The organism is Halosimplex yunnanense (assembly GCF_054504345.1).
Map to the genome: position 1 here is coordinate 239257 of NZ_JBTJEL010000034.1, position 21281 is coordinate 260537.

At 68.5% G+C, this 21281-nt stretch carries 21 protein-coding genes; 7 read left to right on the forward strand and 14 right to left on the reverse strand.

Going from position 1 to position 21281, the window contains the following annotated elements; genetic code table 11:
- Nucleotides 1-518: 518 nt before the first annotated feature.
- A complete protein-coding gene (locus tag AB2U09_RS12545; RefSeq protein WP_459193062.1) occupies nucleotides 519-695 on the reverse strand; it encodes an HVO_0416 family zinc finger protein in 177 nt (58 codons plus the stop codon).
- Between the two features lie 159 nt (nucleotides 696-854).
- On the opposite strand from AB2U09_RS12545, the gene AB2U09_RS12550 reads away from it, so the two are divergent.
- A complete protein-coding gene (locus AB2U09_RS12550) occupies nucleotides 855-2162 on the forward strand; it encodes an outer membrane protein assembly factor BamB family protein (protein ID WP_459193063.1) in 1308 nt (435 codons plus the stop codon).
- A 48-nt stretch (nucleotides 2163-2210) separates the two neighbouring features.
- Here the strand turns inward: AB2U09_RS12550 and crcB are convergent, their stop codons facing one another.
- Both crcB and AB2U09_RS12560 read right to left on the reverse strand, forming a co-directional pair.
- Nucleotides 2211-2567: a fluoride efflux transporter CrcB gene (crcB, locus tag AB2U09_RS12555; protein WP_459193064.1), complete on the reverse strand. Its 357-nt coding sequence runs from the start codon at nucleotides 2565-2567 to the stop codon at nucleotides 2211-2213.
- On the reverse strand, nucleotides 2555-2944 hold the full coding sequence (locus tag AB2U09_RS12560; protein ID WP_459193065.1) for a fluoride efflux transporter FluC: 390 nt from the start codon (nucleotides 2942-2944) through the stop codon (nucleotides 2555-2557). Before AB2U09_RS12560 ends, crcB begins: the two co-directional genes overlap by 13 nt.
- 156 nt (nucleotides 2945-3100) lie before the next feature.
- Between AB2U09_RS12560 and AB2U09_RS12565 the strand changes: the two genes are divergently transcribed.
- The gene (locus AB2U09_RS12565; RefSeq protein WP_459193066.1) at nucleotides 3101-3547 is read left to right on the forward strand and encodes a DUF7382 domain-containing protein; all 447 of its coding nucleotides are present in this window, start codon (nucleotides 3101-3103) and stop codon (nucleotides 3545-3547) included.
- A 49-nt stretch (nucleotides 3548-3596) separates the two neighbouring features.
- Here the strand turns inward: AB2U09_RS12565 and AB2U09_RS12570 are convergent, their stop codons facing one another.
- From AB2U09_RS12570 to AB2U09_RS12580, 3 genes are all read right to left on the reverse strand, one after another.
- On the reverse strand, nucleotides 3597-4343 hold the full coding sequence (locus AB2U09_RS12570; RefSeq protein WP_459193067.1) for a protein-L-isoaspartate O-methyltransferase family protein: 747 nt from the start codon (nucleotides 4341-4343) through the stop codon (nucleotides 3597-3599).
- Between the two features lie 85 nt (nucleotides 4344-4428).
- A complete protein-coding gene (locus tag AB2U09_RS12575; RefSeq protein WP_459193068.1) occupies nucleotides 4429-5055 on the reverse strand; it encodes a protein-L-isoaspartate(D-aspartate) O-methyltransferase in 627 nt (208 codons plus the stop codon).
- A gap of 1 nt (nucleotide 5056) precedes the next feature.
- A complete protein-coding gene (locus AB2U09_RS12580; RefSeq protein WP_459193069.1) occupies nucleotides 5057-5710 on the reverse strand; it encodes an HVO_0476 family zinc finger protein in 654 nt (217 codons plus the stop codon).
- 217 nt (nucleotides 5711-5927) lie between these two features.
- Between AB2U09_RS12580 and AB2U09_RS12585 the strand changes: the two genes are divergently transcribed.
- Nucleotides 5928-6929: a CPBP family intramembrane glutamic endopeptidase gene (locus AB2U09_RS12585; RefSeq protein WP_459193070.1), complete on the forward strand. Its 1002-nt coding sequence runs from the start codon at nucleotides 5928-5930 to the stop codon at nucleotides 6927-6929.
- A gap of 4 nt (nucleotides 6930-6933) precedes the next feature.
- Here AB2U09_RS12585 and AB2U09_RS12590 read toward each other — a convergent pair whose 3' ends face one another.
- The 4 genes from AB2U09_RS12590 to AB2U09_RS12605 all read right to left on the reverse strand — a co-directional run bounded on the left by AB2U09_RS12590 (nucleotide 6934) and on the right by AB2U09_RS12605 (nucleotide 9894).
- A complete protein-coding gene (locus AB2U09_RS12590; RefSeq protein ID WP_459193071.1) occupies nucleotides 6934-7890 on the reverse strand; it encodes an aminopeptidase in 957 nt (318 codons plus the stop codon).
- Nucleotides 7891-8226: 336 nt separating this feature from the next.
- On the reverse strand, nucleotides 8227-8613 hold the full coding sequence (locus tag AB2U09_RS12595; RefSeq protein WP_459193072.1) for a methylglyoxal synthase: 387 nt from the start codon (nucleotides 8611-8613) through the stop codon (nucleotides 8227-8229).
- A gap of 94 nt (nucleotides 8614-8707) precedes the next feature.
- Nucleotides 8708-8995 carry a HalOD1 output domain-containing protein gene (locus AB2U09_RS12600; RefSeq protein ID WP_459193073.1) on the reverse strand — a complete coding sequence of 96 codons (288 nt, stop codon included), beginning with the start codon at nucleotides 8993-8995 and terminating at the stop codon, nucleotides 8708-8710.
- Between the two features lie 434 nt (nucleotides 8996-9429).
- Nucleotides 9430-9894 carry a deoxyuridine 5'-triphosphate nucleotidohydrolase gene (locus AB2U09_RS12605; protein ID WP_459193074.1) on the reverse strand — a complete coding sequence of 155 codons (465 nt, stop codon included), beginning with the start codon at nucleotides 9892-9894 and terminating at the stop codon, nucleotides 9430-9432.
- A 281-nt stretch (nucleotides 9895-10175) separates the two neighbouring features.
- On the opposite strand from AB2U09_RS12605, the gene AB2U09_RS12610 reads away from it, so the two are divergent.
- The gene (locus AB2U09_RS12610) at nucleotides 10176-12152 is read left to right on the forward strand and encodes an aconitate hydratase (RefSeq protein ID WP_459193075.1); all 1977 of its coding nucleotides are present in this window, start codon (nucleotides 10176-10178) and stop codon (nucleotides 12150-12152) included.
- A gap of 320 nt (nucleotides 12153-12472) precedes the next feature.
- On the forward strand, nucleotides 12473-12991 hold the full coding sequence (gene rimI / locus AB2U09_RS12615) for a ribosomal protein S18-alanine N-acetyltransferase (RefSeq protein WP_459193076.1): 519 nt from the start codon (nucleotides 12473-12475) through the stop codon (nucleotides 12989-12991).
- A 1-nt stretch (nucleotide 12992) separates the two neighbouring features.
- On the opposite strand, the gene AB2U09_RS12620 is transcribed toward rimI, so the two are convergent.
- Together AB2U09_RS12620 and AB2U09_RS12625 are read right to left on the reverse strand one after the other, a co-directional pair.
- Nucleotides 12993-13280 carry a hypothetical protein gene (locus AB2U09_RS12620; protein ID WP_459193077.1) on the reverse strand — a complete coding sequence of 96 codons (288 nt, stop codon included), beginning with the start codon at nucleotides 13278-13280 and terminating at the stop codon, nucleotides 12993-12995.
- Between the two features lie 89 nt (nucleotides 13281-13369).
- Nucleotides 13370-14626 carry an alkaline phosphatase family protein gene (locus AB2U09_RS12625; RefSeq protein WP_459193078.1) on the reverse strand — a complete coding sequence of 419 codons (1257 nt, stop codon included), beginning with the start codon at nucleotides 14624-14626 and terminating at the stop codon, nucleotides 13370-13372.
- A gap of 189 nt (nucleotides 14627-14815) precedes the next feature.
- On the opposite strand from AB2U09_RS12625, the gene AB2U09_RS12630 reads away from it, so the two are divergent.
- Together AB2U09_RS12630 and AB2U09_RS12635 are read left to right on the forward strand one after the other, a co-directional pair.
- Nucleotides 14816-16342 (forward strand): aldehyde dehydrogenase family protein, encoded by a 1527-nt coding sequence (locus AB2U09_RS12630; RefSeq protein WP_459193079.1) that lies wholly within the window; start codon nucleotides 14816-14818, stop codon nucleotides 16340-16342.
- A 1-nt stretch (nucleotide 16343) separates the two neighbouring features.
- Nucleotides 16344-16721, forward strand: coding sequence for a hypothetical protein (locus AB2U09_RS12635; RefSeq protein ID WP_459193080.1), 378 nt, complete (start codon nucleotides 16344-16346; stop codon nucleotides 16719-16721).
- 23 nt (nucleotides 16722-16744) lie between these two features.
- Here the strand turns inward: AB2U09_RS12635 and ileS are convergent, their stop codons facing one another.
- Nucleotides 16745-20053, reverse strand: coding sequence for an isoleucine--tRNA ligase (ileS, locus tag AB2U09_RS12640; RefSeq protein WP_459193081.1), 3309 nt, complete (start codon nucleotides 20051-20053; stop codon nucleotides 16745-16747).
- 468 nt (nucleotides 20054-20521) lie between these two features.
- Complete coding sequence (locus AB2U09_RS12645) at nucleotides 20522-21055, reverse strand: 8-oxo-dGTP diphosphatase (RefSeq protein ID WP_459193082.1); 534 nt, start codon at nucleotides 21053-21055, stop codon at nucleotides 20522-20524.
- Nucleotides 21056-21281 lie beyond the last annotated feature (226 nt).

A 21281-nucleotide genomic window follows, 5' to 3' on the forward strand; every position in this document is an offset into this window, starting at 1 on the left:
GACGGACCCCGATCGCACCGTGTGCATCCGTGTGTGCCAGTGGTGGGGTGTGGGTTCACCGGTTCGCGGAGGGAGCACCGGACAGCGTCGTGACGTCGTTCGACGCTCCCCCGCGGACCGGCCGGGGTCTCCGGGCTCGCACGCGGTCCTCGCCGGCACGAGCGCGTTGCCGGAGGTCGTTCCCGACGCTTCCCCCCAAACGCGTCATCCCCCCGACGCAGTCGGGAACGAACGGGTCCCCCGACCCGCCGGGTTCCCCCTCCCGGCCTCCGTTGCCCGCTTTCCGGTGGACTTCCCCCTATTCCCCCCAACGTTCCCCCTTTCTCCAGCGTGTCCGGGGACGAAACCGACACCTCAGTAGTGTCACCTGTCGACGCGCTCGCCAGCGCCACGCCTCGTAGCCAACTCCGTTTTGTGGCCAGTCTCGCGGCCACCCCCGTCTCGAAGCGATACAGCGGCTGCTGGCGGGACGATCGCCCTCCAAAAAATGACTGCTCGTTTACCGCTCTATCGTCGCGTCAGGCCGGCTCCCAGCCGCATACCGAGCACGTTGTCGCGGCCGAATCGTGGAGTCCCCCGCAGTCGGGGCACTGCTTTTTGTTATAACTCTCTTCCCAGCCCGTCGACTCGACATCGTGCCCACGATCGGTCAGAAACTCGTCGAACATGTCGTCGGTGCTCGGTGCGGACGCCATACATGCTATGGTATACCACATCAGCATATAGGTCTATTGGTATGCGAAACCTTTGCACACTACTTCGGGCGATCCCGGAGCCGGCGGGCGGTCGACGCCGATCGCGAGCGATCCGGACGAACCCCAGAACATATGAACCAGTTCACCGATACGTCGCCTATGACACGGAAGCGGACGAGTCGTCGTCAGTTCCTGGCGGCAGCGCTGAGCGCGGCGGCTGTCGGTCTGAGCGGGTGCGGTTCCGACGACGGGACGGCGACGCCGGGGGACGAACCGACGGAAACGGCCACGCCGACGGACACGTCGACGGCGACGCCGACGGCGACGCCGACAGCGACGCCGACGGACACGCCGACTGAGACACCGACCGCCGAACCGACGGACACGCCGACGGCGACGCCGGGGGCGGAGTCGTTCGCGTCGTGGCCCACGTTCATGCGCAACGGCGGCCACTGGGGCCACCACCCCGACGCACGCGCGCCTCACGACGACGTATCGGTCGACTGGAAACGGTCGTTCGATCAGGACCAGATCAACGCGACGGCGGTGCTGGCCGAGGGGACGCTGTACGTCGGCGCCGGAGGCGCGGGGGACTCCGACGGGTCGTTCCACGCGCTCGACCCCGTCACCGGGGAGACGAAGTGGTCGAAAGACGTCGCTGCGCCGGTCACCAGCGCTGCCGCGGTCGGCAACGGGTTCGTCTACGTCGGCACGACCGAAGGCGTCCTCTACGTGCTCAAACCCACCGACGGGTCGGTGTATCTCGATATCGACCTCACCTCGACGGAGGACTTCACCCCGCCAGTCGTCGTCGACAGGGACGTCTACGTCGGGTCGACCGGCAGTCGCGTGTACAACTTCGACGGCCTCGACAGCACCCGGGAGTGGAACCAGGACACCCACGGCGCCATCACGGCCTCGCCGGCGGTCGGCGACGGGATGATCTACGCGCCGAGCGCCGACCACGACCTCTACGCGATCACGGCTGGCGGCAACATCGAGTGGCAGAAGACCCTCGGCGGGAGCGTCAACGGCGTCGCCTACCGCGACCGCCGCCTCTACGCCACTTGCGAGGACGGGACGCTCTCGCAGATCAACATCCGGGGTGGCACCGACTGGGAGACGCCCCTCGGTTCCGGGATCGCGAGCACGCCTGCAGTCACCGACGAGCAGGTGTTCGCCGGGACCCGCGACGGCACGCTCTACGCGGTCGACACGAGAGACGGCGTCGAGCGCTGGCGGTTTACCCAGCCGAGCGACGGCGTGACCGCGTCCCCCGTCGTCGCCGACGGCACCGTCTACGTCGGCAGCCGCGACGGCTTCGTCTACGCCGTCGACGCCGAGACGGGCGACGAGGAATGGACCTTCGAGACGGGGAACAACATCGATAAAGCCGCCCCCGTCGTCGCCGGCGGCCGCGTCTACATCGGCAGTCAGGACGGCACCTTCTACGCACTCAGCGAGTGACGGGCTGAGATCTCCGGAGCAACTCACTCCTGATCCAGACCGGACTGATCACCATACTGCACCGACGAGCACGCCACCGAGCCACACCGCGACGAGCGCGCCGCCGAGATTGACGAGCGCGTTCGCAATCGCGCGGCGGCGTTCGCCATCTTCGTAGCGCCGGACCGTCTCGAACGCGAACGTCGAGAAAGTCGTGAACGCGCCGCAGAATCCGGTCCCGGCTGCGAGCGCGATCGATTCTCCAACGGGCGCCGAAAGCACCGCTCCAAGCGCGAGGCTGCCGAGCACGTTCACCGCGAGCGTGTCGATCGTCCATGCGTCGATCCGTTCGCCGAGCAGGTACCGGGCCAGCGCACCCGCGACGCCGCCCAGTCCGACGAGGACGACCGGCGTCACGACAGCCACCTCGCGACCCGACGCCCGCAGAGGACGCCCGCGAAGCCGAGTCCGTAGTTCGCCGCGACGTTCGCCACAGCCAGCACCGGCGCCTGTCCGCCGGCGAGTCCCGCTGTCTCCGCCGCGAACGTGCTGTAGGTCGTGAACGACGACAGGAACCCGGTCCCGACGATCAGCCGCGTCTCCGCGCTCAGCGCGCCACCGAAGCGCCGCTCGTACAGCACGACGCCGAGGAGGAAACTCCCCAGGGCGTTGGCCGCTAGCGTCCCCCAGGGGACGGCACCGGGGAGCGCGAGCGCGACGAGGTGTCTGGCCGCGGCGCCGGCGAACCCGCCGACGCCGACCAGCGCGAGCGGTCGCACGCGCGCCGCGAAATCCTCGAACATCTGTCCGCCCGAAGCGACTGCGTCGGGGTATTCGTAGCTTTCCGTTCGGCCCGACCTCCGTCATCACCCCCAATCGTCAAACGAATAGGTCGCCGCCTACTCGCCGGTAAACCCTCGCACGAGCGTTTATGAGTGGTGCCGGGACCAGGGCCGCCCATGGAGCCACGAGCGCTCACGGGAGACGAACGCGCTATCGAAGGACTGCCGATCAGACTCGTCATCGCGCTGGTCGTCGGCGTCGCCAGCCTGAGCGTGATGATGAACACGCTCGGGGGGATCCAGACCCTCGGCGTCACGGAACTGGACGTCAGGCCGACGCCGGAGGTCATCGGTGAGAGTGCGATCGACCTCTCGGTCGAGGTGGTCGGGCCGCAGGGCGACCGGGTCGCCAACGCGACGGTGGTCGCCTCGGGCGGCACCGCGACGCTGGATTCGGTGACGACCGCGCGGACGAACGCCGACGGGACAGCGACGTTGTCGGTCTCGCCCTCACTGGGGCCGAATCAGGACGAAGGGACGATACAGTTCGAGGTGAAACCGCCTGCGGGCGGACAGTACGCCGACGACCGCGGGAACACGGAGGTGCTCGTCGTGAAGAAGTAGGCCCGAGCAGGACCTGAGTCGGCCGACCGATCGCGGCCGCGCTCGCCGGTCAGCGGCGGGGCGCGTCGTCCCAGTCGATCCACTCCTGCTCCCAGCCGGTACGGCCCTCGGCGTTGCGCCGTGCGAACTCGCGGTCCTCGCGGCGGGTCCGGTTGCGCTCGACCGTATCGGCCTGCTCGCCCTCGACGAGCATCGGCTGGAAGGCCACGCCGCCGAGCTGTTCTGCGATCTCGCCGTCCTCGACGACGACGAGGCTCTGGTCGCCGGCGCCGTGGGGCATGACCAGTCGCCCGTCCTCGGCCAGCTGGTCGACCAGCGCCGAGGGCGGACTGACGGCCGCGGCTTCGAGCAGGATGCGGTCGTACGGGGCGTACTCGGCGAGGCCGTCGGCGCCGTTGCGCCGGTCGACGAGGACCCCGTCGTAGCCGGCCTCCGCGAGGTTCCCCCGCGCTTCGACGACGAGCCGGCGGGCGATGTCGACGGCGTGGACGTTGCGCTCGCCGGCGAGTTCGGCGACGACGGCGGCGGTGTAGCCGACGCCCGCGCCGACGACGAGGACGGAGTCACCCTCGCGCACGTCGAGCGCTTCGAGGAGGCGCGCGACGGTGCTCGGTGCGAGGACGCGCGTGCCGAGGCGCTCGAACGGGCGATCCGCGTAGGCGCCGTGGTCCTCGGCGACGAACGCCTCCCGGGGGACTTCCCGCATCGCGACGGACAGCCGGTCGCTCCGGAGACAGCCCTTGCTCTCGTGTTCAAGGCTGTCGACCATGTCGTCGCGCAACACCGCTGAGTCCATGGGTTTCCGTCCGCCCTCGACGGTAATGAATGGCGCGGCTTGCGGGGGGTCGCCCCCGGCCCGTCCGGGCGTCAGAAGTGGCCGCTCACTGCAACTCGACGAAGCGGACGGCGCCGTGGTCCTCGCGGTCGAGGGAACCGTCGGCACGCCGGCGAGCGCGGACGAGCGTCTGGCGACCACGGCCGACCGGGGCGAGCACGTACCCGCCGGGGCGGACCTGCTCGACCACGTGGTCGGGGAGCGACGGTGCGGCGCAGGTCAGATACGCCCGGTCGTAGGGCGCGTGCTCGGACCAGCCTTCTTTGCCGTCGCCGGCGCAAACTGACACGTCCTCGTATCCCAGTCGTACCAGGCGCTCGCGGGCCTGCTCGGCGAGGGTGTCGTGGTACTCGACGGAGTAGACGTGTTCGGGGCCGACGAGTTCGGCGGTGACCGCGGCGTGGTAACCGCAGCCGGTCCCGACCTCCAGCACCGCGTCGCCCGGCCGCAGATCGAGCAGGTCGGCCATGATAGCGACCATGTGCGGGGCGCTGATAGTCTGTCCTTCGCCGATAGGAAGGGGCTTGTCGCGGTAGGCGCTCTCGCGGCGGCCGTCGGGGACGAACTCGTGGCGGGGGACGGCGGCCATCGCGTCGAGGACGCGCTCGTCGTCGACGCGGCCGCGGTCAGCGAGGTCTTCGACTAGCCGCTGGCGGGCGGCCTCGGGGTCCATGCTACCACGCGGACCAGGCCGACGAGGACTCGTCACGCGCGTACAACCGGTTGATGTCCTTCGCGAAGGCGCTGTCGCCGTCGAAGTCCAGCTTCTCCTGGTGGTAGCCGTGGGCGTCGTCGCGGATGTGGATCCCCTCGACGGTGAACTCCTCGCCGCCGAGTTCGTCCGCTTCGCCCACTTCGAACTCGTAGTCGCCGGGGACCTGCACGGTCAGCGAGCGCGTCTCGTCGTGGCGGCCGTCGCTCGGGTGCAGCGTCAGGTTGACGGAGACGTTGCCGACCGCGCGGGTCCAGATGGTGCGGACCTCCTCGGCGTCGGCCTCCTCGACGCGCTCGTCGCCGTCGAGTTCGAGGCTGGTGATCCGGACGGTCATGATCGCTTCCTCGGTGTCGAGGAGGAACTCCTCGCCGACGGCGAGCTGTTCGCCCTCGGGCACGTCGGCCGTGGCGGTGAACGACTCCCCGCCCTGCGAGACGACGACTTCCCGCTCGAACTCGGTCTCCGATTCGAGCTGGGCCTTGTGGGTGTGGCCGCACTCCGTACAGCGGATCGTGGCGTGACCGCCTCCCGTCGTGAGCACTTCGTGGACCGTCTCGAGGTCCGGCGAACACGACGGACAGGCGACGGCGGCCCGCTCCGTGGTTTCGGTCATGTCCACACGTTGCCGGCGAGCGCGTAAAAGTCCGCTGAGTCGCCCCGGCTCGCGGACGCTCGCCCGTCTTCCGACTCCGGGCGAGCGCCGATCGCGACGGAGTCACCCGGTTGAGGCCCGTGGCGGTCGCCGGGAACTGCCGCGACCGGGGCCGACTCCGGGCCCTGGATCGAACGGTGGTGAATATTCACGTAGCCGGGCGGCGTACTCTCGGTCGATGGACTCTGATCTGGGGCGGCCGGCCGGTTCCACGGTCGAGTCGGCCGGCAGCGGGGGCGGACTGGAACGCCGCCGGCTCGCGATCTTCCTGGGGGCCGCGTTCGCCGTCTCGTGGGCGACGGCCGCCGTCATCTACGCGCTGGGAGGCATCGGCGCCGGACCGACGCTCGGCCCTGGGATCCCGCTGTGGCTCCTCCTGCTCGCGGGACCGTACATGTGGGGACCGGCGATCGGCCACGTCGCCGCCCGCTGGCTCACCGGCGAGGGATTCGACCGGGAAGCGATGCTCCTGTGCGTCCGGACGCGTCCGCTTCCGTGGGTCGTCGGGTGGCTCGGCCCGCTCGTCCTCATTTTCGCGGGCGCTGGCCTCTACTTCCTCGTCTTCCCCGGTCGGTTCGGTGGACTGGAAGCGGTCGCGGACCTGCTGGCGACTCTCGAGGCCGAGACCGGCCAGGAGATCCCTCTCTCGCCGACGGCGTTCCTCGGGATCCAGATCGTCCAGGCGGCGGTCGCCGCGCCGCTGCTCAACAGCCTCGCGACCTTCGGCGAGGAGTTCGGCTGGCGGGCGTACCTCCTGCCGAAACTCGCGCCGCTGGGCTGGCGGCGAGCGCTGCTCGCCCACGGCGCCGTCTGGGGTATCTGGCACTGGCCGGTCATCGCGATGGGGTACAACTACGGCACGGACTACGCGGGCGCGCCGTGGCTCGGCCTGCTCGCGATGGCCGTCGCGACGGTCGGCCTCGGCGTGTTCCTCGGCTGGGTCACCCTCCGGAGCGGGAGCGTCTTCCCCGCCGTCGTCGGCCACGCGATGATAAACGGCAGCGCCGGGCTGGCGACGCTGTTCGCGACCGCCGTCCCGAATCAGGTGTTCGGTCCGACGCCCGTGGGACTGATCGGCGTCGTCCCCTGGTTCGCCGTCGCCGCCGTCCTCTTCGCCCGGCCGGAGTGGCTCCTGCCGGACGACGACGAAAGCGCGGATCGGATCGCAGAACGGGTCTGACCGGTCAGTTCGCGCTCGGCAGGTCGATCGCTTCCCCGTCGGCGTACACCGTCGGCTCGGTGATGATCCCGTCGAGGTGGATCGGCGCGTGGGTATCCCCGCCGATGCCGTGGTCGTCGCCGATGGCGATGTGGACGGTGCCCGCGGCCTTCTCGTCGAGCAGGACCGAGCCGACCAGTTCCTCGACGGCGAGGTTGGTCCCGATGCCGAGTTCCGCGAGGTTGTAGGCGGCGTCGCCGACGTCCTCGGCGGCCTCCTCGACGTCGGCGCGGACGGCGTCGTCGGAGATGTCGGTCACGTAGCCGTCCTCGACCTCGAACTCGAGGGTCTGGCCGTCTTCGAGCTGTCCGTGGGGCATCATCGTCCCGTCGACGACGAAGCGACCGTTGGCGTCCTCGGGGCTGTGGAAGATCTCCCCGGCGGGGAGGTTCGACATCTGGCCGGGCTCGTGGACGATGCCGGTGTCGAGTTCCCACTCGCGGTCGCCGGGTTCGAAGGTGATGTCGGTGCCCAGTTCGGTCGTCACGCGGATCTCTTCGGCGTCTTCGACCTGCTCGAGGAGGCGCTCGGACTCGGCGGCGATGGACTCGTAGTCGGCGTCCAGTCCCATCAGGAAGACGCCGTCGGTGATACCCGGGAGGGTCGCGACGCGGGCACCGGCCTCGTTGGCGTCCGTGCGGGCCTGCGTGTGCGTGAGGCTCTTGGTGGTCGGCGCGAGCACCACGTCGGCGCCGGCCATCGCGGCGGCGACGGGTTCGGGCGGCTCCTCGCCGTGCTGGTCGCCCGGAGGGTAGCGGACGATGGCGGCGTCGTCGGTGATCTCGCTGGCGACGCCGTACAGGGCTTCGCCGATGGCCTGTCGTTTGTCGTCGGTGACGATCACGCACGACTCGCCGGCCTGCAGGTCCATGCACTGTCTGATCGCCGTTTCGGCGGGCGCGCGTAGCGATGAGTCGCTCATGTCCGCACCCGAAGTGCGGCCGCCGGTTATGTGTTGTCCTCGGGCGGCCGCCGACCGCCGGTTTCGCCTGCCAACGCACCGACGGCGGTAACTACAATCGCTCTTTGAGCCTCGCCAAGGGGTTTAAGAGGGGGGTTCGTAGGACAGGACGCCTTCCCACCCCTGCCCGCTGTCGGCCCTCCACTGCCCCGTTCCCGCTCTCGCTCGCGGTCCTGCCCGGACCGCCCTCCGTTCCTGTCTTCATACTCTCTCGGCCCGTACCGCCTTCGTCAGCACGCTTTACGGCGGCGAGGCGGCCGAGGGGCACGGTCCGGGAACGGTCTGCGTCTTCGTAGCTCATTCCATCCGGTCGGCGTCGGCGGCGAGCCCGTCGAGGACGTACTCCGCGCTCGTTCGGGTCGTCGCCAGCGGCGTGTCGTGGACGTCGCAGATCCGCAGGAGCGCGCTGATGTCCGGTTCGTGGGGCTGGGCGGTCAGCGGGTCACGCAGGAAAATGATACCGTCGAGGCGGTCCTCGGCGACCTCGGCGGCGATCTGGGCGTCGCCGCCGATCGGCCCGGACTCCTTGCACTCGACGTCGAGGCCGGTCTCCTCGGCGACGCGCTTGCCCGTCGTGCCCGTCCCCACGAGGTCGAACGTCGACAGCAGCGACTCGTAGCTCTCCGCGAGGTCTATCATCTCGGGCTTCTCGTCGTCGTGAGCGATGAGCGCCAGTCGGGTCATACCGAGAGATGGGTCCCCGGGCTGTTAGTCCTGTCCCGCGCGGCCGCGGTCGGACTGCCCGCACTGGCCCCACCCACTCGGAGTCGGCGCGTCCTCACTCGGCGGCGTCGACCGAGACGTGGCCGCCGCCGTCGATGGTGACGTCGTGGCCCTCGACGCCGAACGTCAGCGACGCGTCGTCGTCGTCGCTCTCGAGGAGCGTCTCGATCTGATCGAGGTCGACGTACGCTTCGGCGTCGTCGACGTCGTCGACGTCGAGGTCGGTCGCGTCGGCCACCGCCGTTCCGATGGCCTCAGTAATCGGTCGGGGACTCACCCACCCTTCGATCTCCGCGTCGCCCTCCCCGGGAGCGAGCACGTACAGATCCTCGTTTGCTGGCATACTCCCTACGTCACCGGAACGGTATATAGAACCGCGAGTGCGGTTTCACGCTCTGAAAGAACTTCCCCGTCCCGTCGGTCGACTGGCCGCGTTCACGCGTGCCGGCTCGCGGGGGTTTTTTGCGGTCGCTCCACGGCGCTTCCGCTCGACGGGTTTCGGTTCGGCGTCGAGATTGCAGAAAATCGGGGAAATCCCCCCCGATAGACCGGTGTTGGAGGCGTTCCGGTGTTGGATGTCAGAGGCACGGTCCGGCCGGGCTCCCCCCAACACCGTCCCTACGTTCACCCACAGTCTCGATTAATCTTACGACTTCGTGCAACCTGTTCGCATAGTTGACAATCATCCGTGACACGGCCGCTCGTCCGCGTCGGGGTCGCCCGTCCGCGTCGATGTCGCTCGTCCGCGCCTCATCGCCTTCGACGGTGCGACCGCGCTCACTCCAGCCCTTCGCGCTGGTAGGACCCGTCGTACGTGTCGGCGTGCTCGGCATCGGCGAGGACGAGCTGTGCGATCCGGGCGCCCCGTTCGATCTCGATGGGGTGGTAGACTTCCAGCAGCCCCTCTCCGCGGCCCTCGTAGCCGGCGTCCCAGACGGCCGTGTCGAGCATGCAGGAGTTGCGCAGCAGCGACGACCGCGGGTAGAGGAAGCCGACGTGCCCGTCGGGGATCCGGACGGTATCGGCGTACTCGACGACGTAGCCGCCCGAGTCGAGGGCGTAGACGCCGTCGTCGGGGTCGCGCTCGCGACGCTCGCCGACGGTCTTGCCGTCGGTCCCGATACGGCCGGGTTCGACCTGCTCGTAGACCGCGCCGAGGCGCAGGTCGACGCCGTTGGGCTGGATCTGGTCGTCGTCCACGCCGCCGAGGACGTCCGCGACGAACTGCCCGCTCTCGAACATACCGGTGATGGCACCGACCCGAGCAAAGCCGTTTCGCTCTCCCGGCAGCCGGAGTAAAGCCCTTCGCGCGTGTACAGGCCCTCGACGACCGCCGTCTCGCGTGTTCTGTGGATTGTCGAACTGAATGACGGCGTTCGTCGAAGCCGAACGCGATCACGCCCCTCCTGAATTGAAACTCTGCTGTCAGTAACCCGATCGCAAGACGGCGGCGGGGTGGCAACTGACAACACTCGCGGAAACTCGCGGGTTTTATATCCGCGCGTCTGCCATTGTCGGACGTTATGGGACAGACACTCACGGAAAAGATTCTCGACGACCACCTCGTCGAGGGCGAACTCGAACCCGGCGAGGAGATCGGGATCGAGATCGACCAGGTCCTCACGCAGGACACCACCGGTACGCTCGTATGGCTGCAGTTCGAGGCGCTCGATCTGGACGACGTCCAGACCGAGGTCGCCGCGCAGTACTGCGACCACCAGACCTACCAGTTCGACTTCAAGAACACGGACGACCACCGCTTCCTCCGTTCGGCGGCGGGTAAGTTCGGCGCGCACTTCTCGCGCCCGGGCAACGGCATCTGCCACAACGTCCACAAGGAGAACTTCGCCGCGCCGGGCAAGACGATGCTCGGTTCGGACTCCCACACGCCGACCCCCGGCGGCATGGGCGAACTCGCTATCGGCGCCGGCGGCCTCGACGTCGCCGTCGCGATGGGCGGGGGCGCCTACTACATCGACATGCCCGAGGTCGTCAACGTCCGTCTGGAGGGTGAGCTCCCCGAGTGGGCCACCGCCAAGGACGTCATCCTCGAGCTGCTGCGTCGCCTCTCGGTGAAGGGCGGCGTCGGCAAGATCTTCGAGTACACCGGCCCCGGCGTCGAGAGCCTCTCGGTGCCCGAGCGGACGACCATCACCAACATGGGCACTGAGCTCGGTGCCACCTCCTCGATCTTCCCGACCGACGAGAAGACCGAGGAGTACCTCGAAGCGGTCGGCCGCCCCGAGGACTACGAGCAGGTCGAACCCGACGAGGACGCCGAGTACCACGACGAGATCACGGTCGACCTGTCGGAGCTCGAACCGCTCATCGCCGAGCCGTCGATGCCCGACAACGTCGTGCCCGTCCGCGAGGTCGCCGGCACGGACGTCGACCAGGTCATGATCGGCTCCTGTACGAACGGCGCCTACGAGGACATCCTGCCCGCGGCGAAGATGCTCGAGGGCCGCGAGATCAACAAGACGACCGAGATGATCGTCGCGCCCGGCTCCAAGCAGGCCTCCGAGATGCTCGCCCGCGAGGGCTGGACGGCCGAGATGATGGCCGCCGGCGTCAACTTCTCCGAGGCGACCTGCGGCGCGTGTATCGGGAACGGCCACGTGCCCGCCTCGGACTCGGTCTCGCTGCGTACCTTCAACCGCAACTTCGAGGGTCGCTCCGGCATCGAGGACGACTCGGTGTACCTCTGCTCGCCGGAGGTCGCCACCGCGGCCGCCCTCAAGGGCGAGATCGTCGACCCGCGCGATCTGGCCGACGAGACCGGCGACCTGGAGGACCCCGGCTTCGAACTCGCCGACAACTACGTCGGCGTGAGCAACTCCGACCTCATCACGCCCGACGAGGCCGTCGACGACGAGCTCATCAAGGGCCCGAACATCGGCGACGTGCCGCTGAAGGACCCGCTCCCGGCCGACCTGGAGGGCGAGATCCTCCTGAAGATGCCGGACAACATCACGACCGACCACATCAGCCCGGCCAACGCCGACGTGCTGATGTACCGGTCGAACATCCCGAAGCTCTCCGAGTTCACGCTCACCCGCGTCGACGAGACGTTCCCCGAGCGCGCGCTCGAGAGTGACGGCGGCGTCCTGCTCGCCGGCGAGAACTACGGTCAGGGTTCCTCCCGCGAGCACGCGGCGCTGTGCCCGATGTACCTCGGTATCGACGCCGTCCTCGCCCAGAGCTTCGCCCGCATCCACAAGGCGAACCTCTTCAACTTCGGCATCGTGCCGCTGACGATCGACGAGGACACCTACGCGGACATCGAGCAGGGCGACGACGTCGAGATCGTCGACGACGTCTCCGAGGCGGTCCGCTCCGGCAAAGAGGAGTTCACCATCCGCGTCAACGACGACTGGGAGGCCTCGGCGTACCTCGACGCCTCCGAGCGCGAGCGCGAGATCCTCGCCGACGGTGGGAAACTCACCCACGTCAAACAGCAGTACGAGTCTGAGGGCTCCGGCGCGCCCGCCGACGACTGACGCGACACCTTCTCCGTTTTTTCACCAGTCCCGAGCGGCGGCGCTGTCGAGACCGACGGTCGGGCTACACCGCAGGAGTCGGACGGCGGCGCGGTCGCTGTCGAGGCCTGAGTCACGAGCGACCGGGAATCCGCACGGAAGAGAGTGGGGTGGGGAGGGTGGAGTGGCACCCATCTGGGGTGCATCGGGACGTGTGACCGGCCGAGTTAAGAATTTTGTGGACCGAAGCGGGACACTGGCGACGGCCGCCGTTCGCGTCGCTCCGGTCCCGACGGGGCCGGGCAGTAGACATTTGTACGGTGGCTTCCTACCCGGCGACAGTGACTACCGTCGCACCGGACGAGTCCGCGGACCCGGACGTTCGGATCCGCGAGGCCGAGCGCGCCGACCTGCTCGCGGTCTTTCACATCGAACAGGAGGCGTTCCCCCAGCCGTGGCCGTTCTCGGCGTTCGAGCGTTTCCTCGGCGAGCCGGGCTTTCTCGTCGCGCAGGTCCGCGACGAGGAAGACTCCCGGGAGACGGCGACGGTCGGCGACGACGGCCGCGTCGTCGGCTACGTCGTCGCGGACGTGGTACCCAACCACGGCGAGGGGCTGGGCCACGTCAAGGACATCGCCGTCGCCGAGGAGCGCCGCAGCGAGGGGATCGGTCGGCGCCTGCTCCAGCGCGCGCTGACCGCGCTCGCCGCCCAGAACGTCGGCGCCGTGAAGCTCGAAGTCCGGGAGTCCAACGACACCGCGATGGAGCTGTACCGCGGGTTCGGCTTCGTCCACCGCAGCACGCTCCCGGGTTACTACGCCAACGGCGAGGACGCGCTGGTGATGGTCCGCGAGTTCTGAGCTACGCGTCTTCGGTTCCGTCTCTGAGCGCTTCGGCTATCGCCTGCAGGTCCGCCTTTCTGAAGCTGTCGGCGCTGTCCTCGCTCTCGCCGTCGAGTCCGGCGACGGCCGCGCGGATCGCCGCCCGCATCGCCGGTTTCGACGGTTGACTACTCGTGTCGACGTCGGCGTCGACGGCGTCGCAGATGGCTGCGAGCGCTTCCTTCGTGAACGAACTCGACACCTCGCGCTCGAACCGGCCGACCGAGACGCGGATCTCGTTGCGCAGCGCGTGGACTGTCGGTGACATGGTGTTGTCGTCGCGGCCGTCGGTGGTGTACGTTGTGGTCGATGAGTCAGATGATCATGGGAAGCGGGCCTCACCGCGAACAGCGGTCGTCACTGGAGCGTCGAGACCCTCGCAGCGGCGAAGGGGACGAGCATCTCCTCAGGGTGGAGACCGCCGTGGTTGCCGACGTAGCCGCGGTCCTCCCCGTCGTCGTACCAGACCGTCCGCTCGCGGTGGGTGACGATTACGTCGCCCGCGCGGCGGCGCGCCCGCTCACAGGGATTCGGCCCGAACAGCCCGTCGGCCAGCGCCTCGTGGCCGGTCGTCACGAACGCGTCGAGTTCCTCGTCGAGCGCGGCGGCCACGCGGTCGGCTGCACCGTCTTCGAGGTGGAGATGTGTCGACCGGCGGCTCCCGACCGGTGGCACCGTCTCACCGTCGGGATCGGTCTGCAGCGCGTCGGCGACGCCGTCGACGGCGCAGACGTCGACGTAGCTGTGCGGTTCGGTGTCGACGAGGCCGTGGTCGGCGGTCACGAGGAGGAGCGTCTCGGCGGCCGTCTCCGGATCCAGACCCGCGACGAGCTGGCGCTGGACGGCGTCTGCGACGGCGCCGAGTTGTGCTCGGTGGCCGGCCGACTCGGTTCCCTCGTAGTGGGCGAGGGCGTCGGCTTTCCCGAAGTACGCGTAACAGAGCGTCGGCCTATCGGCCGATTCGAGCGTCCGGCGGACGGTCAGTGCCATCTCGGCGGCATTGGTAGCGCTGTGGTCCGTGGCGGCGCCGAGCATCGCGTCGGACGACGGGCTGCCGCTGATGGATTCAGGCTGGACGGCGTGCGCATCGACACCGTCGGATACGAGCGCGTCGTAGACCGGATCGCCGGTAAACAGCTCCGCGGGCTCTATCACATCGGCGGCAGACGTGCCGTCTCGGTGGGTGAACGGCAGTCCCTGGACGACCGCGCCGACTTCCGGGTCGTACCAGTCCCAGCCAAGCATCCCGTGTTCAGCCGGTGTACGCCCGGTGTGTATCGTCGGGATGGCCGACCCCGTCTCGGAGGGGTACACCGAGGTCAGCGGCGTGACCGCCCCGCGGGTGTCGAGCGCGTCGAAGAAGGCGTAGCGGTCGGCGTCAGCCCGCCAGCGGTCGAGGCCGAACCCGTCGACCAGCAGGAGGACGACGTGAGAGACATCGGTGTCGACGCCGGCGAACACGTCGTCGGGAAGCGCCCTGCCGGTGTCGACGCCGAACAGGTCCGTCGCGGTCGGGCCGACGTTGCCGAAGCAGTAGCCGTCGTAGTCGGGGAACAGGTAGTCGTCGCGCTCGTGGTCGTCGCGGAGGGCGGCGGCGATGTCGTCGCGTCGCATGAGCGCGGCTTCGCGGAGACAGGTGAAAAGCGGCGGGGCCGATGTGTGAATCGGTCCCGAAGTAGACGGCCGCTTGGAACTCGCCGACCTCGCTCGGCGCGCGAACCACTCGCGTTGCTGGTACTCGATCAGTAATGGCATCTAACCTACAAGAATCGATTTAGCCGGCGTCATTCACAGTAGATTTGTATGTCAACAGATAGCGAGCCGCAAGATCCGGCGGAGCGGAAGTCGGCGATCGTGAAGCGTCACGAACAGACAGCGGACGAAGTACTCCCGGACCATCGGGAACTGTTCATCGGCGGCGAATGGGTTCCGAGCGCCTCCGGAGAGACGTTCGAGACGACCGATCCGACGACCGGCGAGACGCTCGCCGCGGTGCAGGCCGGCAACGCCGAGGACATCGACCGGGCCGTCGCCGCCGCGTGGGAGGCCTACGAGGAGCGGTACAGCGAAACGTCGACGGCCGAGCGGCAGGCGATGCTCGAATCCATCGCCGACGCCGTCGAGGAACACGAAGAGGAGTTCGCACGCCTCGAAAGCCTGGACAACGGCAAACCCATCACCGAGGCGCGCATCGACATGGCCCTCGTCGCCGACCACTTCCGGTACTTCGCCGGCATCGCCCGCGCCCACGAGGGGGTGACCGTCGACACCGACGACAGCAGGCACGTCCAGACCCTCCGCGAGCCGTACGGCGTCGTCGGACAGATCATCCCGTGGAACTTCCCGCTGCTGATGGCGGCCTGGAAGCTCGGGCCCGCGCTGGCGGCCGGCAACACGGTCGTGCTCAAACCCGCCGAGGAGACCCCGATGTCCGTCCTGAAACTGATGGAGGTCACCGAGGACGTGATCCCGGACGGCGTGGTCAACGTCGTTACCGGGTTCGGCGCGGAGGCGGGCGCGCCCCTCTCCGAACATCCGGACGTCCGGAAACTCGCGTTCACTGGGTCGACCGAGGTCGGCCGGGAAGTGATGAAGAGCGCCGCGGACACCATCACCGACCTGACGCTGGAACTGGGCGGCAAGAGTCCGCTGATCGTCTTCCCCGACGCGGACCTCGAACGGGCCGTCGAGACGACCATCACGGCCATCTTCTTCAACACCGGGGAGTGCTGCTGTGCCGGGTCGCGGCTGTTCGTCCACGAGGACGTGAAAGACGAGTTCCTCGACGAGCTAGCGGCCGCGGCGGAGGAGTTGACCGTGGACGACCCGCTACTGGAGTCGACGGACCTCGGGCCGAAGGTGACCGCCGAGCAGGTCGAACGGACCATGAGCTACATCCAGGAGGCCGAAGAAGCAGGCGCGGCGTTCGTCACCGGCGGGAGCCAGCCCGACGACGAGGCCCTCTCCGACGGCTGTTTCGTCGCGCCGACGCTCATCGACGACATCGACCACGACAACAGGGCCGTCCAGGAGGAGATCTTCGGGCCCGTCCAGGAGGTGTTCACCTGGAGCGACTACGACGAGATGATCGAACTGGCCAACGACGTGGACTACGGGCTCGCGGCGGGTGTCCTCACCGAGGACCTGACGAAAGCCCACCAGGCGGTCAGGGACATCGAGGCCGGCAACATCTGGGTCAACACCTACAACGACTTCCCGGCGGGCCAGCCCTTCGGCGGGTACAAGCAGTCCGGGATGGGCCGGGAGACCGCCCAGGAGGCCGTCGAACACTACACGCAGACGAAGACCGCCAACATCTCGCTGGAGTAGCGTGACCGTCCCGTTCCCGGAGCTATCTCCGGGTCGGATCCGGGCAGGGAACGTCTCGGTGGCGCCCGACGGGACGGCCTACGTCGTCCCCTCGGGGATGCACGAGCGACTGCGAGACGCGGTCGTGACTGACACTGGCGAGCGATCAGGGGACCCGAAAGTCGACCTCGCGCTGGCCGGGTGGGCATCGCTACAGAGCGACGGGATGACCGACCGGGTGAACGTCGACGCCCCCGACGGCTTCGCGAACGAGACCATCGTCAGGCGATTCGCCCGATCGCACGACGCCGGGTCCGTCGCCGTGGCGTACCACCCCAGCGGCGAGGTAAGCCGGTGGACAGAACCCGCGGCCGTTACTCTGCCCGACTCGTCGAACTGAGTGGACGTGGTCCGCCGTCCCCCTCAGTCCGACGCTTCGGCGGCGGCGATGGACGCGATGGCGATCTCGACCTCGACGTCTTCGACGTCCCAGGTCTTGCGGTGGCCGTCGGCCACGTCACCGACCTCGGTCGCGCGCACCTCGTCGGCGATGAGGGCCTCGTGTTCGGCGACGAGGTCGGCGACGCGGCCGTCGCGGACCTCGTATTCGAGGCGGATGGACTCCTCCATATCGAGGTCGAGTTCCTTGCGCATCTCCTGGACGCGGCGGACGACCTCGCGGGCGTAGCCCTCGCTCTCGATGTCCTCGGTGAGGGTGGTGTCGACGTAGACGACGCCCTCGCTGTCGAGGGCCTCGAACTCGGCGCCGGCGACGCCGTCGGGCGTGTGGCGGACGAACTCGACCATCTCCGCGTCGAGGTCGACCGACTCGCCGAGCGCGTCGGCGACGGCCGATTCGAGCGCCTCGACGGAGGCCTCGGTGACGCGGGCGTCGTTGAGCGCACCCATGACGCGACCGGCGTCGTCGCCGAACTCGGGGCCGAGCAGGCTCATGTCGGCCTCGGCGGAGTAGGCGAGTTCGCCCCACTCGCCGTCGGGACCGACGACCTCGACGTCGCGGGCGTTGAGCCGGTCGGCGAGCAAGTCGGCGCGACGCTCGACCGTGTCAGCGATGGCGGCGGCGTCGGCCTCGCCCGCGTCGTCGACGTCGACGACGACGCGCTGGACGGGCCAGCGGAGCTTGCGCTCGGCCTGCTGGCGGGCGTTCGACCCCGCTTCCTCGACGGCGCGGACGACCTCGATGTCCCGTTCGAGGTCGGCGTCGCGCCACTGGTCGTCGGGCTCGGGCCAGTCGCACATGTGGACCGTCGGGTGGCCGGCGTCGCCGGTCAGCGAACCGTAGACTTCCTCGGCGACGAACGGGGCGAACGGCGCGAACAGCGCGGCGACCGCTTCGAGGACGGTGTACAGCGTCGCGTAGGCGGCGCGCTTGCTCGGGGAGTCGGACTCGTCCCACATGCGCTCGCGGACGACCTGCACGTAGAACCGCGAGACGTCCTCGACGACGAAGTCGAGCAGTGCGTTCACGGCGCGGTCGTTCTCGAAGTCCTCCATCGCGTCGGTCATCTCCGCTTCGACGGTCTGGAGCCGGGAGAGTACCCACTCGTCGACGAGTTCGAGGTCGTCGGCCACGTCGTCGAGGGCGACCGAATCGGGGTCGAAGTCGTCGGCGCGCATGTACGGGAGCGGGAAGCGCGCGACGTTCCAGAGGATGTTCAGCCGGCGCTGCATCTCCTGGGTCTCGTCCCACGAGAAGTTCATGTCCTCGCCCTGAGCGGTCACCGAGAGCAAGAAGAGGCGCATCGGATCGACGCCGTACTCGTCGATGACCTCGTGGGGGTCCACGAAGATGCCCTTGGACTTGGACATGCCGCGGCCGTCCGGCATGTTGGCGTAGCCGTGCATGAGGACCTGCTTGTAGGGGATCTCGCCGGTCGCGGCGGTGGACATGCCGAGCTGCGACCAGAACCACCCGCGGGTCTGGTCGTGGGCCTCCATGATGAGGTCCGCGGGCCACAGATCGTCGAAGCGGCTGTCGTCCTCGGGGTAGTTCAGCGTGCCCCACGTCGCCACCGAGGAGTCCAGCCAGACGTCGAAGACGTCCGGGACGCGCTCGTAGGTCGTCCCGTCCTCGGTGATCGTCAGGTCGTCGACGGTGTCCTTGTGGAGGTCCACCTCGTCGGGGTCGACGTCCTGATCCACGCGCTCGGCGAGTTCCTCGCGGTCGCCGATCACGATGGCCTGCTCCATGCTCCCGTCCCAGCCTCCGGCGGTTTCACCGCCTTCGTCCGCGGACGAGTCCGCGCTGGGGATCCAGATCGGGATCGGGATGCCCCAGTAGCGCTGGCGGGAGACGTTCCAGTCGGGCGCGTCCTCGACGAAGTCGCGGAAGCGGTTGTCGCGCGCCCACTGGGGGTACCACTCGGAGTCCTCGATGTTGTCGAGGAGTTCGTCTTTGATGTCGGTGACCGTGATGAACCACTGGTCGGTGACGATCTGGATGATGCCCGTGTCACAGCGCCAGCAGTGGCCGTAGCTGTGAGAGGTCGTCTCCTCAGCGAGCAGCGCGCCGTTGGCCTCCAGATCCGCGATGATGTCGTCGTCGGCGTCCTTGACGAACTCGCCGGCGTAGTCGCCTGCACTGTCGTCGTAGACGCCGTCGGCGCCGACGGGACAGAAGATGTCCAGCCCGAGTTCGGTCCCGCGCTCGAAGTCCTCCTCACCGTGCCCCGGCGCGGAGTGGACGAGGCCGGTACCGTCGCCCTCGGTGTCGACGTACTCGCCGGTATAGACCTGCAGCGCGCCCTCGCCGCTGGTGGCGTCGGGGACCTCCTCGCGGAGCGGGTGTTCGTAGCTCCAGCCGACCAGGTCCTCGCCGGTCAGTTCCTCGACGACCTCGTAGTCGTCGTAGCGCCCCGTCGAGAGGACGCTGTCGACCTTCGCGTCGGCGACGTACAGCCGCTCGGTCTCGCCGTCCTTCGTTGCATCGACGCCGACGTACTCGCCATCGCCGTCGACGGCGACGAACGTGTTGGCGGGGATGGTCCACGGCGTCGTCGTCCAGATGACGAGACTCCCCTCGCGGTCGTCGAGGTCGAACTTCACGTAGACCGACGGGTCCTCGACGTCCTCGTACTCGACTTCGTTGTTGGCGATGGCGGTCTCACAGCGGGGGCACTGGGAGATGGAGCGCTGGCCCTGCTCGACGAGGCCGCGCTGGTGGGCCTTCTCGAAGCCCCACCACGCCGCTTCCATGTACTCCGGCGTGACTGTCCGGTAGGGGTCGTCCCAGTCCATCCAGACGCCGAAGGACTTGAAGTCGTTCTGGAGGCCCTCCAGTTGCTCGTTCGCGTAGGCCTTGCACTCGTCGATGAAGTTCTGCTCGCCGAACTCCTCGATGTCCTTCTTGTTCTCGAAGTCCAACCGCTCCTCGACGCGGGTCTCGATGGGCAGGCCGTGCATGTCGTAGCCCGGCCGGTCGGTCACGTCGTAGCCCTGCATCCGGAGATAGCGGATGTAGCAGTCCTTCAGCGTCTTGTTCCACGTCGTCCCCATGTGGGCCGCGCCGGAGGTGTACGGCGGGCCGTCGACGAAGAAGAAGTCCTCGCCGTCGGATCGGTGCTCGACCGTCTGCTCGTAGGCGTCGACGGCGTCCCAGTAGTCGAAGACGCGGTCCTCGACCGCGTCGGGGTCGTACTGGTCGGGGACGTCCGCGAACCGCTCGGTGCGGGCCGCGGGTTCCCCGTCTCCGTCGGCGTCGTCCGTGCTCATACCTCCACGGACCCGCCCGACGCTCTTGGAAACTTCGATTACGTGGCCGTGAGTCGCTGGGGTTGATTTGGTCGGGTATGTGAGCTGCCAGGTCCATTCGACTCACTCGCTAAGAGTAGGCGCGACCGCAGGGATTGCTGAGCGTTGAAAGCCCTCGGCGCGCTCGCTACCTGGAGACTGTACCGTAGCGAACAACAGGCGATGAAAGCCCTCGGCGCGCTCGCAGTCGCTGAGGCGGGATATCCGCGCTCTCCGCACAGCCCGCGCGGATAGTGGCCCGCTCAGGCGACTAAAGTGGACGCGAGCCCGCCTCGCCCTTTCAGTCCGCCAGGACCGCGCCGCACAGCACCGCAGACAGCCACGACCTCCCCAGCCGATTGCGCTTCTCGGCCTGCGGCCTGCGATGCTCATCCCTCGCACGGCTCCGTCGCGCGCATGAAAGCGCGCGACAGCGCGCGCCACCACCGTTCAGTCCGGTCGCCCCTCGAACTCAACGCCGATCTCCATCTCGTAGCGTACCAGCGACTCGCCGTCGTCGCTCAGCACGAACTCACCGCGGAAGGTCTCGCCGGCGACGAGGTGGGGCAGCCACACGCGGTCGTCGACCCACATCTCGTCGTAGGGCAACTCGCCGACGGGGTGGTACTCCGGGACGGCCTCCGCGGTCGCCTCGGGCTCGCCGTCGACGCCGTCGGCCGCGAATACGTGGACGTGCATCGAGTCGTCGTCGATCGTTCCGTCGCGGAAGTGGAAGTCGAACGCACCGCGCCGCTCGAGTCCGACGGGGTCGACGCACAGTTCCTCGCGGACTTCCCGGCGAGCCGCCTCGCGCGGCGTCTCGCCGGCCTCGACCTTCCCGCCGGCGCCGACCAGTTTGCCCGCGCCCAGCCCGCGCTGTTTCCGGATGAACAGCATCTCGCCGTCGACGACGGGGTGACACAGCGTCGCTTCGGTCGCCTGCATCGTTCGATACTGCTCGCTGTCACCCCGCGGCGACTTCACTCAACCGGGAGCCCGACTGCTCGGATATCCGACGGAGGGCGATCCGACGCTTCACTTTCGCTTCGCGGTGTGAACGGACTCGCTGGGTCGGGCCTGCCGCGATCCAGTCCGCGGGACGCGAGTCAGATTTCACGGCATCGGGACCTGAAATGGACCGGGAACTACCGCTCTCGTTTCACTTTCGCCGCGACTGGCAAACGGTTAAGTGGTGCGCGGAGCGTGGTGA